The 13,889-nt window shown below is 59.3% G+C and carries 13 protein-coding genes and 1 tRNA gene; 7 read left to right on the plus strand and 7 right to left on the minus strand.

What is annotated here, in order from left to right:
- Nucleotides 1-89: 89 nt before the first annotated feature.
- Both GRI41_RS09635 and GRI41_RS09640 read right to left on the minus strand, forming a co-directional pair.
- Nucleotides 90-4,337 carry a strawberry notch family protein gene (locus GRI41_RS09635; protein WP_160604811.1) on the minus strand — a complete coding sequence of 1,416 codons (4,248 nt, stop codon included), beginning with the start codon at nt 4,335-4,337 and terminating at the stop codon, nt 90-92.
- 75 nt (nt 4,338-4,412) lie between these two features.
- Nucleotides 4,413-5,327, minus strand: a complete 915-nt coding sequence (locus tag GRI41_RS09640; protein WP_160604812.1) for a DUF7146 domain-containing protein — start codon at nt 5,325-5,327, stop codon at nt 4,413-4,415.
- Nucleotides 5,328-5,465: 138 nt separating this feature from the next.
- On the opposite strand from GRI41_RS09640, the gene GRI41_RS09645 reads away from it, so the two are divergent.
- From GRI41_RS09645 to GRI41_RS09655, 3 genes are all read left to right on the plus strand, one after another.
- On the plus strand, nt 5,466-6,056 hold the full coding sequence (locus tag GRI41_RS09645) for a lytic transglycosylase domain-containing protein (protein WP_160604813.1): 591 nt from the start codon (nt 5,466-5,468) through the stop codon (nt 6,054-6,056).
- Between the two features lie 64 nt (nt 6,057-6,120).
- The gene (locus GRI41_RS09650; RefSeq protein WP_235901188.1) at nt 6,121-6,672 is read left to right on the plus strand and encodes a thermonuclease family protein; all 552 of its coding nucleotides are present in this window, start codon (nt 6,121-6,123) and stop codon (nt 6,670-6,672) included.
- Nucleotides 6,663-6,857 (plus strand): DUF6961 family protein, encoded by a 195-nt coding sequence (locus GRI41_RS09655; RefSeq protein ID WP_160604814.1) that lies wholly within the window; start codon nt 6,663-6,665, stop codon nt 6,855-6,857. Before GRI41_RS09650 ends, GRI41_RS09655 begins: the two co-directional genes overlap by 10 nt.
- 137 nt (nt 6,858-6,994) lie before the next feature.
- Here the strand turns inward: GRI41_RS09655 and GRI41_RS09660 are convergent, their stop codons facing one another.
- Nucleotides 6,995-8,218 (minus strand): tyrosine-type recombinase/integrase, encoded by a 1,224-nt coding sequence (locus GRI41_RS09660; protein WP_160604815.1) that lies wholly within the window; start codon nt 8,216-8,218, stop codon nt 6,995-6,997.
- A 166-nt stretch (nt 8,219-8,384) separates the two neighbouring features.
- Nucleotides 8,385-8,471, minus strand: a tRNA-Leu gene (locus GRI41_RS09665).
- A 192-nt stretch (nt 8,472-8,663) separates the two neighbouring features.
- Between GRI41_RS09665 and GRI41_RS09670 the strand changes: the two genes are divergently transcribed.
- Nucleotides 8,664-9,614, plus strand: a complete 951-nt coding sequence (locus GRI41_RS09670) for an SDR family NAD(P)-dependent oxidoreductase (protein WP_160604816.1) — start codon at nt 8,664-8,666, stop codon at nt 9,612-9,614.
- A gap of 12 nt (nt 9,615-9,626) precedes the next feature.
- Here the strand turns inward: GRI41_RS09670 and GRI41_RS09675 are convergent, their stop codons facing one another.
- The 3 genes from GRI41_RS09675 to GRI41_RS09685 all read right to left on the minus strand — a co-directional run bounded on the left by GRI41_RS09675 (nt 9,627) and on the right by GRI41_RS09685 (nt 11,932).
- Nucleotides 9,627-10,070: an NfeD family protein gene (locus GRI41_RS09675; protein ID WP_160604817.1), complete on the minus strand. Its 444-nt coding sequence runs from the start codon at nt 10,068-10,070 to the stop codon at nt 9,627-9,629.
- Nucleotides 10,070-11,065 carry an SPFH domain-containing protein gene (locus GRI41_RS09680; RefSeq protein WP_160604818.1) on the minus strand — a complete coding sequence of 332 codons (996 nt, stop codon included), beginning with the start codon at nt 11,063-11,065 and terminating at the stop codon, nt 10,070-10,072. The genes GRI41_RS09675 and GRI41_RS09680 overlap by 1 nt, the downstream gene beginning before the upstream one ends.
- 384 nt (nt 11,066-11,449) lie before the next feature.
- Nucleotides 11,450-11,932, minus strand: a complete 483-nt coding sequence (locus tag GRI41_RS09685) for a helix-turn-helix domain-containing protein (protein ID WP_160604819.1) — start codon at nt 11,930-11,932, stop codon at nt 11,450-11,452.
- A 291-nt stretch (nt 11,933-12,223) separates the two neighbouring features.
- On the opposite strand from GRI41_RS09685, the gene GRI41_RS09690 reads away from it, so the two are divergent.
- The 3 genes from GRI41_RS09690 to GRI41_RS09700 are packed head-to-tail and all read left to right on the plus strand — an operon-like array spanning nt 12,224 to nt 13,861.
- On the plus strand, nt 12,224-12,595 hold the full coding sequence (locus tag GRI41_RS09690; protein ID WP_160604820.1) for a hypothetical protein: 372 nt from the start codon (nt 12,224-12,226) through the stop codon (nt 12,593-12,595).
- Between the two features lie 50 nt (nt 12,596-12,645).
- Nucleotides 12,646-12,972, plus strand: coding sequence for a helix-turn-helix domain-containing protein (locus GRI41_RS14515; protein WP_160604821.1), 327 nt, complete (start codon nt 12,646-12,648; stop codon nt 12,970-12,972).
- The gene (locus GRI41_RS09700; RefSeq protein WP_160604822.1) at nt 12,959-13,861 is read left to right on the plus strand and encodes a reverse transcriptase family protein; all 903 of its coding nucleotides are present in this window, start codon (nt 12,959-12,961) and stop codon (nt 13,859-13,861) included. Before GRI41_RS14515 ends, GRI41_RS09700 begins: the two co-directional genes overlap by 14 nt.
- Nucleotides 13,862-13,889: the final 28 nt, after the last annotated feature.

Consider the following 13,889-nt stretch of genomic DNA (forward strand, 5'->3'; position numbering starts at 1 on the left):
TGGAATGAAGGCGCAGGTGAGGATCACGAGGCCCACAAGCCCAAAGGGCTCCCTCCACTCTCATTCTGAGTTGGGGTCGGCCCGAGCGATCAGGCGGCAAGCGTGGGAAGAACGGACGAGGCTGCGGAGACTGGCACGAACAGCCGCGTGCGGTAACGGATGATCTCGGTGAAGCAGCCCTTGCCCTTGTACCAGTCGAGGCGATCCGGCGAGAAACCGGTCAGTTCAAGGCGCTGCTCGCCGCCGACCAGTGATCGCTTGACGGTCAAGGCATCGTGGCTTGCGAGGCCCAGCGGCTTGCCGCTGGCGATGACGAGCTCGCCGATCTGCTCAGCCGATGGTCCGGCAACTCCGGAAAGGCCAAAGGTCTCGGCGATTGCGGCGAGATCGACATCGAGCACTTCGCGGCCGATGATCGACTGGCCGTCCTCGGCAACGAGCCGGGTGACGCGGACATGATCGCCGGGCAGGCGCTTCCAGACCGGGAGCAGCAATCCGGTGGCAAGATGGACGCGCTCGGTCACCGGTGACTTGGCCGCTTCCTCTTCCTCGGCACGCCAGGCCGTCGTGAATGCGGTAACGCCAATTTCTTCCCAATGGCTTTCAGCGAGTGCCTCAAGCGTCCAGTTTGCAGACTTGAGCGGGCGCAGCAGGCGCCGGCGTTCTATCACGGCCCCGTCGTCGGCGATCAGACGCCGAGCTGGAACCGACAGTGCGACCTTGCCCGAGCGCGCATTGCGCATCGGGATCGCGTGCGTGCTTCCAATCTCGTGCATCCGCACCAGGCGCTGCAATCGCAGAGGTCGAAGGTGCCTCGTCACTTCGAGCGAGACGAGGCGGGTTTCGGCTCCGGTGACAGGGTCGGTGCGTAGGAGTTCATCGGCAAGGACCGTGAAGCGATCGACCCTCACGGTTTCCAGTCCCTGGTCGAGCGTCCCGGCTTCACACGCGGCTTCGATCCGCGCTTCGACAAGGCCGAGATATTCCTCAAATATGGCGTTCTGGAGCGCGATCGGCAACGCAAGAATGCGGTTCAGCCAGCGCTGGATGGTGGGGAGATTGTCGGTCAGCCCCCCATCGGGGTTTTCAAGCCGGAGGCCGGTGCGCTCGACGAAGTTGCCGAAGCTCGTGGCTTCGAGCTTGCCGTCATAGAGCAGCTGGAACCATCGGCTGAGCGCGTCGCGCGCATAGTCGCTTTCGAGATTGTCTGCCGGGTCGAACAGGTTCTGTCCGCCGGTCTGGCGCTGGCCGCGCGTAAGCGCGCCCAATGCGTCGAGCCTTCGCGCAATGGTCGATATAAACCGGCGCTCGCCCTTCACGTCGGTGGTTACCGGCCGAAATAGCGGTGCCGAGGCCTGGTTGGTGCGGTTGGTACGACCGAGACCCTGGATCGCGTTGTCGGCGCGCCAGCCCGGCTCGAGCAGGAAATGGACCCGGCGTTGCTGGTTCCGACAGCCGAGGTCGGCATGGTAGGAACGCCCTGTCCCGCCCGCATCCGAGAAGACCAGGATGCGCTTGGTCCCTTCCATGAAGCTTTGCGCTTCGGCGACATTAGCGCTTGGGCTGCGCCGTTCGAGGCGCTGCTGACCATCGCGGCCAAGGACCAGCCTGCGGGTCCGACCCGTGACCTCGGACACGGCCTCGGTCCCGAAGTGCTCGATGATCGCGTCGAGTGCAGTGGCGATGGGCGGCAGCGCGCAGAGCTGCTCGATCAGCGCATCGCGCGCGGCAATGGCGCGCGGGCAGAAAACGGGATTGCCCTCCTCGTCGCTCATCGCCTCGGAACGAAGATTGCCGTCCTCGTCGGCGAAGACCTGCATCAGGCGTACCGGGAAGCTCTTCGTAAGGTAGTCGATGACGTATTCACGCGGGGACAGATCGATATCGAGCGCTTCGCGTTCTTCGTCAGAGAGGTCGGCAAGGCGCCGGTCGAGCATGGCCTCGGCAGTCGAGACCAGCTGAACGACAACCGAGTGCTCCTCGACAAGCGCTGCTTCCATCGCGGGGATCAGGCTCGGCAGTTTCATCGAAAGCAGGAGCTGGGCAAAGAAGCGTTGCTTGGTGCCTTCGAAGATCGAGTGCGCTGCCGCCTTGGCGTTGCGATTGAGCGTATCGCCGCTGTCCTCGTCGACCACGCGGGTTGCTTCGAGAGCAGCTTCGAGGTTGCGGTGAATGATCGCCCAGGCATCGGCATAGGCATCGTAGATCCGTACCTGTGCTTCGGTCAGGCTATGTTCCAGGATGTCGTACTCGACCCCGGCGAAGGACAGCGCACGGGCAAGGTAGAGTCCCTGAGCCTTTAGGTCGCGGGCGACAAGCTCCATCGCCGCGACGCCGCCGGCGCGGATCTCGGTCATAAAAGCCTCGTGGGTCGGAAAGGCGGTCTCGGGTCCCCACAGGCCAAGCCGTGAGGTGTAACCGAGGTTGGCGATATCCGAAGCGCCAGTGGCAGACGCGTAGAGCACGCGGGCGCGCGGGAGATGGTTTTGCAGCCTGAGGCCCGCCATCCCCTGTTCAGAGCCCTTGACCTTGCCGCGGGTTGATGAGCCCCCAAGCGCATTGGCCATGGCGTGGGCTTCGTCGCAGGCGATCACGCCATCGTAATCCTCACCCGCCCAGGCAAGGATCTGGTTGAGCCGCGTATCCTCGGCGCGTCCCGAGCGCAGAGTCGGATAGGTTACGAAGAGAATGCCTTCGGACATCGCTACGGGCTGGTCGAGTTTCCAGCGCGAGAGCGGCTGGAGATCGAGCGGCAGACCGCCGAGTGCTTCCCAGTCCCGGCGTGCATCTTCGAGCAGCGCCTCATTCTTGGTGATCCAGATATGGCGACGCTCGCCGGCGAGCCAGCGATCCATGATAACCGCTGCGATCTGCCGTCCCTTGCCCGCTCCGGTCCCGTCGCCGAGGAAGAAGCCTTGGCGGTAGGCGTTGCCGTCGTTGGCAAGCTCAAGCGAGGTGCCTTCCTGGCTGACCTTGAATTGACCCGGGAGGTCGCGTGCGAATGCCTGGGCAGAGTAGACCAATGTCTCGCATTGTGCTTCGGACAAGAGGCCATTGGCCTGCCAATTTGCGGGGAGACCCAGGCTAACGTTCGGTTGCGGAGCCGCAACCGACCCCATGGCGACCGATTCCACGAGTGGGGTGGGATGAACCGGCGCGCCTTCGAAAGCGATGCGGCTGGGCCGATAAGGGAGATAGATGCCTGTCTGTTCCGGCACCGGCGCGGGTTCGGCGAGGACCGAATAGGCAAGGTCGATCGCATTCGCTGTGGCTGTTGATGTCGCTGCGAAAGGCGCCAACGGCCGGACCGGCGTGCGTTGGGTCGAAGTCTTGCCAACGAGGCGCACTGGCTTTCCGACTGGCAGGCGATGGAGGCTGACGGAGATTCGCGCTCGTGGCGGTAGCTCAGTGACAAGTTCGTGGAGCGAGATGAGGTCGGCAGTATCTCCGGTGATCACAGGCGAGGACGCAGTCGGCGTCTTGTCGAACACAACCAGGCGAACGGCAATTCCCGTGCCTGTCCGGCGAAACATCTGCTTTAGGCGAACATCGAGGAGCAGCGATGCTTCGTCCTGTTCCTTGGCGAAGGTGGAGGCGTCGAAGCCTTCGGGCATGATTGCGACAATCCTCGCTCCAGCAGCAGCGGCCCGGATCGCGCTGCGCAGGTGGCGCTGCGCCGTCTCGCCGTCCTTGCCGCGTTCCTGGCTGCGGGCGAATGGTGGGTTCATCAGCATGACCGACGGAACAGGACTGCGGAGCAGGTCGGCAATCAGTTCCCCGTCATGCGCAGTGATCGTGGCTGCGGGGAAGATGTGGCCGAGGGCGTCTCGTCTTGCCGGATCGATCTCGTTGAGGACCAATGAGGCCTTCCGGATGCTGCCCCATAGGGCAAGCGCACCATTGCCGGCGGATGGTTCGAGGAGTGTGTCTTGCGCGCAGACAGCTGCGGCCTTTGCCATTAGCCAAGTCAGCATTGGCGGGGTCGAGAACTGCTGGAGCTCGACCTGCGCCTCGCTGCGTACATGCCTGGGCGGCAAGGCTGCTTCGAGCCAGTCGAACCGCGCGTCGGCTTCGTGCACGCTTGTTGCCAGATCGATGCATGAGGACTCCCGAAGCCAGAGCAGTGCGCCGATCTCGACCGCGTTGTTGTAGTCATTGATGGTCCAGGCGCTTCCCCAGTCCAGGGCGCCGGTCTTGTCGGCGAACAGCCCGGAAATGTCGGCGCGGGCAAGATGACGTCCCGAAGCGAGAAGCTCGGCAATCTTGGTGCCGATAGCGAAGGCGAGAGACTTCGACGGCATCTGCTCGCCGGCGGGAAACAGGTCTGATTGAAACATGGCAATTCGTCCTCCTGATGAAGGCATCGGGACACGCCTTCTGCCGGATCAGGAATTCGAGAAGCCCTCTCTCCTCTATGTCGCCGCCTTGCGGCGCAGCCATGTCGTGAGTTCGTCGTTCCAGTCGGTGTCGCGTGAGGATGGTTTGCGAACGTGGATCGTCCGCCCTTCGCAGGCATAAGCGGTCAGGCCACGCGACGCGGCCAGCTCGCCGCCAGCATCGTGATCGACGAAGAGATGAAGCTCGGTCACGCTCTCGGGCACACTGACGAGGCCGAAGCGCTCATTCCCGAGGGTCGCCCAGACGGGGACACCGGTGAGAGCATAAGCCGACATCGCGCTCTCGATGCCCTCGGCAAGGCCGAGCTTGCCAGAGGCCGGAGCGAAGAGGCGTACAGCAGCTTCACCGAGTGCTCCGAGCGCGCGCTTTGGCTTGTCGAAGGTGGCCTTGGTTGCAGCCTCGGTGGACAAAAATGTGCGGTGGATCGCGATCGGCCCCTCGTCGAGGCTGACCGCCGCAATCATAGCCGGCAAGAAGCGGGTGCGTCCTTTCGGACCAAGCGGCGTTCGCGGATGAAAGCGGAGCGCCGGAGATGCGGCGAGGATGCCGCGGTTCTCAAGGTAGGCCTTCGCCGGACTGCCACCCAATGGTTGCGCTTCGCACCAAATCCTCAACGCTGCTGCCGAGGGTTTGCATACCCTTGTTGGCTCTAGCTGATCCTCGGCCGAAGAACCCGAGAAAAATCTGGCCACCTCGAAACCTTCGCGGGCCAGAGCGGAAAGCACGCTCTGCTGATCGCAGCCCGCAAAACAATGGAAGAGGATAGCCTTCCGGCCGAGCGTCACGCCAAGCGAAGGTGTGCGGTCTTCGTGTGCGGGGCAGCAAGCCATCCCTTTTGTTCCTGACCATTTGCCACCCCGGGATTCGCAAATGCGGCGAGCAGTTTCGGCAAGGGACGGGTTGGGAAGAGTGTTGGCAGACAGGGACATGCGAGCTCCTCAGCTTGCGAAGTGGCCCCCTCGACAGGCTTCCTCTCCTCTCCCGAAGGCCAGCAAATACCGCTTTCCTACAGGTGTGGGTTCTTTTTATGTTCTTTTTCGATTCGAAGCAATGGAGCAAAGAACGAGATGACCGCCCCCAATCGTTTTGTGAGAACAACTATCGCCTTTGCGGGCTTGATCGTGGCGTCCTTTCAACCTGTCAGTGCCCAGGAGTTCGCCCTCTTCGAACACGCGATCCACCAACCGGAAATCGAGAGCCAGGCTGAGACCGTCAGGCAGTACTTTCCGGCGGTGCATACCCGAAAAAAGACGAGTATCTCCTACAGGGAAGGACTTTATATGGGAGCTATCGCCAAAGCTGAGCGCCGGTATGGCCTTCCACCAAACTTGCTTCGCGCGCTGATCTGGGCCGAGTCCCGCTTCAATCCCATGGCGGTAAGTCCGGCCGGCGCCGCCGGACTTGCCCAACTGATGCCAGCCACTGCGCGCGAACTGGGAGTTAAGAATAGGCATGACCCTATCGCCTCCATCGACGGCGGCGCGCGCTACCTGCGCGATATGTTGAAACGCTTCGAAGCGGTCCATCTCGCATTGGCCGCCTATAATGCTGGTCCTGGTGCGGTTTCCCGCGCCCGCGGCATCCCAAGAAATGGTGAGACACCGCAATACGTCCGGACGGTGCTATCCAGATGGTCTGCAATCGGGTCATACCATTGATGAAATCGTATGATTTCTGACTATTATCTGCTGGTGCATACCGTAATGAAATCGGACTACGCCAATGCGTGATGAAACGAGAAAGCCGCTCGACTTTCACAAAGCGCTGAAGGCAAAGAAGCGCAGGAATCTGGGTAAGGAGATCATGTTGGGCTTAGGGGCATTCTCGATAGTGTTTGCGGCCGGGATGCTCGCGCTCAACTGGCCGGCAGGAGACGCGAGACCCGCAAGCGTTGGACAGCAGCCCCAAGGCCTGTTCCAACAAGCGAGCTCTCCGCAGTTTGCTATCTGTGGCAGGGTCAGAAGGACATGTGTCGTCGATGGGGATACCTTCTGGCTCGATGGAACCAAGATCCGTATCGCCGATATCGACACTCCAGAAATCGGCCAGCCTCGGTGTGACTACGAGTACGAGCTCGGAATGCGGGCGACACGCCGATTGGTCGACTTGCTTAATGCCGGGCCGTTTGAGCTTCGCACCATCGGAAATCGGGATGAGGACCAGTACGGTCGCAAATTGCGTGTCGTGACGCGAAATGGCCGGTCACTAGGCGATCAACTGGTCAGCGAAGGGTTGGCCAGGACGTGGACCGGAAGACGTGAGCCATGGTGCTGAACCGCGATCAGGAACGGTGGGCTGCCGCATTATGGGTAGAAAAGAATCATGGCGAAGCTGGGCCTGCCTACATCGCAAAGCAAGTGGAACGGCTGACCTTTGAGGGCGATGAAGCAGGTGTAGAAACCTGGAAGGCGATCGGCGACCGCTTCGATCAGCTTATGCGCAAAAGTACCGCGAACTGAGGTTCCATAGCGGTGCGGCGGTGGCTTCGAAATCTGGGTCTCAGGATTGAGTTCGCCGTCCTCGCTTCAGTGTCTTTGCTGGGGCTGCTATTGAGCCTCCGTTCTTGTTTTGGCTGACTAGAAGAGGCTCTCTCATCTCAGCCCCGGGCAAACTTGGCCTTTGTGATCTTTCCTCCTGAACGAAGTTCATCAAGGTAATCGCTCCACCATTGCGCCATGCGTACCCGCTCATCCCAGTGCTTGCCGCGGTGATAGATGCCGCGCACAGCATTGCTGTCGCCGTGGGCCAATGCGCGCTCGATGGCATCCGGGTTCCACAATCCTGACTCGTTCAGGAACGTCGAGGCCGTCGCCCGCAAACCGTGAGCGGTGACTTCATCCTTGGAATACCCCATGCGACGAAAAGCGGCATTGAGTGTGTTCTCGCTCATAGGACGCTTTGAACTGCGAGCCGAAGGGAACACGTATCCTTCATAGCCGAGCAATTCGGCAAGGTCAGTGAGGTAGCCAACTACCTGCCTTGAGAGTGGCACCGCATGCGCACGGCGTGCCTTCATTTTTCCAGCAGGGATCTTCCAGACGCCATCGACGAGGTCGATCTCGCGCCACTCGGCATGCCTGAGCTCGCCAGGTCGCACAAATACATGTGGTGCGATCTGCAACGCGAACTTGGTCACCATGTAGCCGGTGTAATCATCGATTGCCCGAAGCAGGCCGCCCAGCTCCTTGGGCTCCAGGATGGCAGCATAGTGAGTGGCTTTCGGCGTTATGAGTGCGCCTTTCAGCATGCTGGTTGGATCGGATTTGCAGCGAGTTGTCGCAACACCATATCGAAATACCCGACCCGCAAACGACCGGCACTTCTTGGCAGTCTCGTGCTTACCAGTGGCTTCAAGCCGCTTGAGAGGAGCCAGCACTTCAAACGGCTCGATCTCATGGATAGGCCGGTTTCCGATGGCCGGTGCGAGCTGATCGAGAAAATAGTTGGCTTTGATGATCGTGCCTTCAGCGCGGCCATTCTGCACCATCATCTGTTCGATATATTCGCGAGCAACTGCCTCGAATGTCTGAGCGGAGAGAAACTCCTCGCGGATCCTCCGCTTGCGCTTCTCGAAAGCCGGGTCGCCCCCTGAAGCGACAGCCTGGCGCGCCTCGAAGGTCACGTCTCGCGCCTCCTTCAGGCTGACTTCGGGATAGCTGCCGATCGCAAGCTTCTTCTCAACTTTGCCGAGCCGGTATCGGAAACGCCACAGCTTACTGCCTGCCGGCGTTACTTCGATGTAAAGGCCTCGCTGGTCAGCGACCTTGTAAGGCTTGTCTTTCGTCTTGAGGGCGCGGAGCCGTGTTTCGGTCAGAGGCATTTGCGGGCCTTTTCCCAATGTGGTTTTCGCAAAGGCCCGCAAAAGGCCCGCAAAAATGTCTGGAACCCCCGAGAACAAACAGGACGATCCGGAACTACCGAAGGGCGGAATCCCTAGGGTTTCTGCGGGTTTTATAGATTATCTGGGAGAACAAGAGAAGAACAAATGGTGCCCAGAAGAGGACTCGAACCTCCACACCCTTGCGAGTACATGCACCTGAAGCATGCGCGTCTACCAATTTCGCCATCTGGGCACATCGGCAAGCGTGGACGTGCCATCGCTTGCGGTAGGAGCGGGCCGATAGCGGGGCGGTGGTGGCTCTGTCAACGGAATTGCGCCTTGGCGCTGCGCAATTTCTGCGGCTGCACCGAAGCAGTTGCAGCGCAACGCGCATTGGGGCATGGCGATCGCGATTTCCAACCTCGCTTCGAAATAGGCCCCAACCATGGCAAAGACCGACATCATTGAAGGCAAATTGGTAGTGATGACAGGAGGCAGCGGCTTTCTGGGATCGCGTATTGCGCAGGCATTGCTCGAACGCGGCGCGCGGCTGCGGATTGCCAGCCGCAACCCGGAGCGGGCCTTTACTTTGAAACCCCTGGCCGATCTGGGCCAATTGCAATTCGCGCGCTGCGATATCCGCAATGAGCGGGATGTTGCGGCTGTGATGCAGGGCGCCGATCTCGTGATCAATCTTGTCGGCGGGTTCAAAGGCGATCTGGTTGAGCTGATCGGCGAAGGCGCGGGCAATGTGGCGCGGGCGGCCAAAGATGCGGGCGCTGCGGCGATGGTGCATATCAGCGCGATTGGCGCAGATGCAGAATCGGACGCAGAGTATGCGCGGGCAAAGGCGCTATCGGAAAATGAAGTGCTGGCCGCATTCCCCAAGGCCAGCATCATTCGTCCTTCGATGCTGTTTGGCGATGATGACCAGTTCATCAACATGCTCGCCGGCTTGATCTCTACCTTCCCCGCCCTGCCCGTTTTCGCGCCGCAATCGCCGCTGCAGATGCTGTGGGTCGATGATGCAGCAGATGCGGTGATTGCTGCGCTGGCAAACCCTGCAAAACATGGCGGCAAGATCTTTGAAATTGGCGGGCCGGAAGCGATCACCATGCTCGATTTGCATCGACGCATCGCCAAAGCGCAGGGCCGCGATCCTTTGCTGATCGAAACTCCCGACTTTGCCTCTGCGATTTTCGCCGCATTGCCGCTGACGCCGATGGGCCGAGACCAGTGGATCCTGCTCAAAGCGGGCAATGTTCCATCGGGCGACTATCCGGGCCTCAAACAGCTTGGCATCGAGCCCAAACCGCTGGGCCTGTTTCTCGACCGGTGGATGGTCCAATACCGCAAATATGGCCGCTTCAACAGCGAAGCGAAAACGTCACACTAAAACTACGCAGGCTTAGACCGGTTCGACCGTCACCATCGCGCCTTTGGCGTCAACAATCCGCACGCGCTCACCAACCTTTGCATCGGGACCATGCGCGATCCATTCGCTGTCGCCCACGGTTACGCGGCCTTCGCCATCCTTGATCGCCTGCGCGACTTTGACCGTTTGCCCGATCATCTGGATGCCGCGATGGTTGAGCGTAGGATTCTCGCTTTCAATCGGCCGGTCGCGCAGGAAACGCTTGGCCGAAAATGCGATGATCAGCGACAGGAAGAAGAAGTTGAGCACTTGCACTGCCGTGCCCAGATCGAGAACCGCGGTGAGCGCGCCGGTGATCAGCGCGGCCAGCGCGAGCCAGATCAGATAGATGCCCGGCAAGACCAGCTCCAGCGCGGCCAGCGCTATCCCGATGGCCAGCCAGGCCCACGCCGCATCGAGTCCCTGGAACCATTCCATCAGCTGCTGCTCCGCGGGGTGGAACGCGGAACGCTCGACCGTGCAGCTTTGCCGCTCGCCGGCGGTGGCGCGCTGCCGGGATGGTCACCGGTGACCGCATCTTTGACCAATTCGCCGATCCCGCCGAGCGAGCCGATCAGCTGCGTTGCTTCTACGGGGAACAGGATTGTCTTGGCGTTGGGGCTGGTCGCGAATTTGCCCACTGCTTTGGTATATTCCTGCGCCACGAAGTAATTGATCGCCGCATTACCGCTTTCGGCAATCGCGTCGGAAACCATCTGTGTCGCTTTGGCTTCGGCTTCGGCGAGACGTTCGCGTGCTTCTGCGTCGCGGAATGCAGCCTCTTTCTTACCTTCCGCCGTCAGGATGGCGCTTTGTTTGTCACCTTCTGCACGCAGAATGTTGGATGCGCGATCGCCTTCGGCCTCGAGGATTTCTGCACGCTTGAGACGTTCGGCCTTCATCTGCCGCGCCATTGCTTCGGAAATATCGATTGGCGGGCGGATATCCTTGATCTCCACGCGGGTGATTTTGACACCCCAAGGCGAAGTCGCATGATCGACCACGCTCAGCAGGCGGGCGTTGATCTCGTCGCGTTTGGACAATGTTTCATCCAAATCCATCGAGCCCATCACCGTCCTGAGGTTGGTTGTGGTCAGCGCCATGATCGCGCCATAGAGATTGGAAACCTCGTAAGCCGCTTTGTCCGCCTCAAGCACCTGGAAGAACACCACCGCATCGACGCCGACCATGGCGTTATCCTTGGTGATGATTTCCTGGCCGGGAATGTCGAGCACCTGCTCCATCACGTTAATCTTGTGACCGATCCGGTCGATGAAGGGGATCAGGATGTGCAGCCCCGGCTCGGCCGCTTTGGTAAACTTACCCAGCCGTTCGATCGTATAGACATAGCCCTGCTTGACCACGCGCACGGTGGAAAACAGCACCGCAACAATCAGCACAACCAGCAATAAGAGTAAGATGGACTCGATCATGTGACATTCCCCTGTATTGGCTCTTGGCAGGCAGAGTAGCGGTTAGGTAGTGCGGTGGGAAGAGGGGGAAGGTGCTCTTGTTTGGGGGGCCTCAGACGCCGGGCGCGACGCGTCCGCGTCGCTTGGCTACGCCTAACGGCGGCGCGCGGTCGCGCTTGCGGTCCGTCCGTTGGCAGACCGGACCATTCCAAGCCATCAGTATTGCACCGGTTCTTGGTCGCGGTAGCCATAGGGCCAAGCGGCCCGCCCGCAGCGAAGCGACCGATAGGGAGCGGGAGCGAGGAAAGCCAAGTGAGCGGACGCGAACGCCGGCTCTTGAGGCCAAACAAGGGACTCCGGCGACTGAGGGACTCAACAAGCAACCCGTTACACCAAACCGCCATTTTAATAGTGTGACCTTTCGCGCCCCCGCTCCTCCTCTTCGATCCGCGCGCAGGTGCGGTCCAGCTGCGCGAGATGCTGCAAAAGCGCTGAATTATCCGGTTTTTTGGTGACAGTGCGAAAGGTGCCGCTGCGCATGACTGGCTTTACCTTGCCCGACAAAGCATGCTCCCACAGCAGCCCGGGTGTGACTTTCCGTGCGGCGCGCACAACCGCCGTCATATCGCTGGCAAAGCGCCGCCCCATGACAATATCCCACGCCGCCGCAAACCCCTCCGCCCCCGGCTTGCGGCGCAGGCGATAGGCACTCTCGCGCGAGCGCCCCACCAAACGCGCGGCCTTCGCAACCGAACGCGTCTCGGCGAGATATCCGATAAATTCGGCCTGCTTGATGGGTGCCCAACCGTCCTTGCGATCACGCAAAGGGACCGGATGGAATGCGGGTGGTCGTGCGGGGCGGCGGTGTGGTTGGAGGTGGTCTGCCATTGAGCAGGTTAAGGCAGATTTTGGTGGTGTAGGAAAGCGTTGGCACAGAGACCAGAGTTGAAGCCAACCTTTCAACTTGGTGCTTGAGGACGTCGGCCTTGCGGTGATCCGGCTCAGCCAGCCCTCAGAGATTGAACTTCACGACCTACGTCTGCCAAAAAATTTGTTCACTTTTAGTGACATTGTGTTGACATGTAGCCTGACCTTCACTATTTTGTTTATTGGTTGGCACTCATGGTGAGTGGCGAGAAGAAGGTCTTTACAGATTGGAGGAGATTTAACGTCTCACCCGTGAAAGCAGTAGTGCTTTTAACCTTTGACCGGCTCAAGGTCATCGCGACTACAGCGAAGACGAGAAGCGCGGCGAGCCAGGACCACAACAAAGACTTTTGTGGTCCTGTGTATGCGAGTGAAATTACCGGCATCCGTTTCCTTTCGAAAGGAAAGACACGCTTTTGGCAATTCCGCCAACTGCGTCTTTTGAAAGGAATTTTCGATGAAACATTCGAATCTAAATACCAACCTGCCGGAGCGGCGTCCGAAGAAGCATCCACCTCCAGAGAAGAAACCCAAGTGGTCAAAATTTCTGGGAGCGGTGTTTCGGGGCATCCTTATATGGATGCCGCGGCTGTGGAAGGTTCTAGATATCCTCTTGGGCTCTAGTTTCAGACCACCTCTGTAGGGCGCCGTTCTCAATTACACCGGAGAAAGTTATGTTTGGACAGGCACTAAGACTGCTTCGGCGCCATCAAGGATTAAACCAGTCTGCTTTGGCAACGAAGCTGGGTGTATCTCGCTCCTACGTGTCAGAATTGGAAGGCGGAAACCGTACACCCTCTCTGGATTTGCTAAGCAGGTACGCTAATGCGTTCGACGTACCAGTCAGCTCGCTGGTATTTTTCGCCGAAGCGCTAGACGATAGAAGAAACGTCTCCGGTCACCTTGACCGAGCAAAAGGCGTTATAGCTAAAAAGATCATAGCGCTCCTCATGCTGCTCGATGTTGACGGAGAAGAGGAGCTAGAAGGTGAGCAAAACTAAGAAACCCTGGCGACGAAAAGCCAAGAAATTCTATCCTCTCGAAGCCAGTCCATTCTACAAACTCCAAAGTAAGAAAAGGCTTGCCTCCCTTCTCTTTACTTCTCTGACCGCGCTGAGAGGGATGGCCGACAAATCCGTGCCGCATTACGAGTATTGGGAAGAGCAAAAAGCAGATGGCTCAATGCGTCCCCTCTGCCGTCCGCACGAAGGCTTAGACAAAACGCAGAGCCGAATTGCTTACTTGCTCGCATGTGTTCAAACACCTGACTATGTTCATGCACCGGTGCCTGCCAAGACCTATGTCACGAATGCGGCCTCCCACCAAGGAGCTCGAGCGTTCTCCCTATTGGATATCGAGAGCTTCTATCCTTCTTGTAAAGAAGAGAAAGTGCTCGCGTTCTTCAGGCACAGAATGAAATGCTCTATTGACGTTTCCACCTTGCTAGCGCGGCTTTGCTGCGACAATGGCTCTCTTCCACAAGGATCGTCCTCCAGTCCAATTCTATCCTATTGGGCTTACGCGGAGATGTGGGACGCCATCTATACGATTACATCAAACGCCGGTAACAATTTCACGCTTTACCTCGATGATTTAACAATCTCCGGAGATAGGGTCCTAGGCAATACGTTATGGCGAATAAGGCAACAGATTCACAAGCACGGGTTGCAGATCAAAGAATCGAAAAGCCGTCGGATCATCGATAAGCCTGCGGACGTCACTGGCGTCATAGTGACCAATCAAGGCCTGCGTTTACCAAACCGCCAACACCAAAAGCTTGCTCACGCAAAATCGGATTTCTCTAAACCGGGCGGTAACCGAAAGCGGAAGGGGAACGTACTGCGCGGCAGAAATGCTCAGGCAGTTCAGATATTGAACCACAACTCTTGAGCTAGACCGAAATGCTGAGCGCGAAATC

Origin of the sequence: Pontixanthobacter aquaemixtae, from assembly GCF_009827395.1 — a bacterium.
GTDB classification, from domain to species: Bacteria; Pseudomonadota; Alphaproteobacteria; order Sphingomonadales; family Sphingomonadaceae; genus Pontixanthobacter; species Pontixanthobacter aquaemixtae.

Excerpts from the sequence above, each read along its gene's own strand:
- GRI41_RS09675 (WP_160604817.1), bottom strand. The coding sequence starts at position 10,070 with ATGGAATGGTTCCAGGGACTCGATGCGGCGTGGGCCTGGCTGGCCATC.
- GRI41_RS14515 (WP_160604821.1), top strand. The coding sequence starts at position 12,646 with ATGTTTGGACAGGCACTAAGACTGCTTCGGCGCCATCAAGGATTAAAC.
- GRI41_RS09640 (WP_160604812.1), bottom strand. The coding sequence starts at position 5,327 with ATGTCCCTGTCTGCCAACACTCTTCCCAACCCGTCCCTTGCCGAAACT.
- GRI41_RS09655 (WP_160604814.1), top strand. The coding sequence starts at position 6,663 with ATGGTGCTGAACCGCGATCAGGAACGGTGGGCTGCCGCATTATGGGTA.
- GRI41_RS09635 (WP_160604811.1), bottom strand. The coding sequence starts at position 4,337 with ATGTTTCAATCAGACCTGTTTCCCGCCGGCGAGCAGATGCCGTCGAAG.
- GRI41_RS09670 (WP_160604816.1), top strand. The coding sequence starts at position 8,664 with ATGGCAAAGACCGACATCATTGAAGGCAAATTGGTAGTGATGACAGGA.
- GRI41_RS09680 (WP_160604818.1), bottom strand. The coding sequence starts at position 11,065 with ATGATCGAGTCCATCTTACTCTTATTGCTGGTTGTGCTGATTGTTGCG.
- GRI41_RS09645 (WP_160604813.1), top strand. The coding sequence starts at position 5,466 with ATGACCGCCCCCAATCGTTTTGTGAGAACAACTATCGCCTTTGCGGGC.
- GRI41_RS09650 (WP_235901188.1), top strand. The coding sequence starts at position 6,121 with ATGCGTGATGAAACGAGAAAGCCGCTCGACTTTCACAAAGCGCTGAAG.
- GRI41_RS09660 (WP_160604815.1), bottom strand. The coding sequence starts at position 8,218 with ATGCCTCTGACCGAAACACGGCTCCGCGCCCTCAAGACGAAAGACAAG.
- GRI41_RS09685 (WP_160604819.1), bottom strand. The coding sequence starts at position 11,932 with ATGGCAGACCACCTCCAACCACACCGCCGCCCCGCACGACCACCCGCA.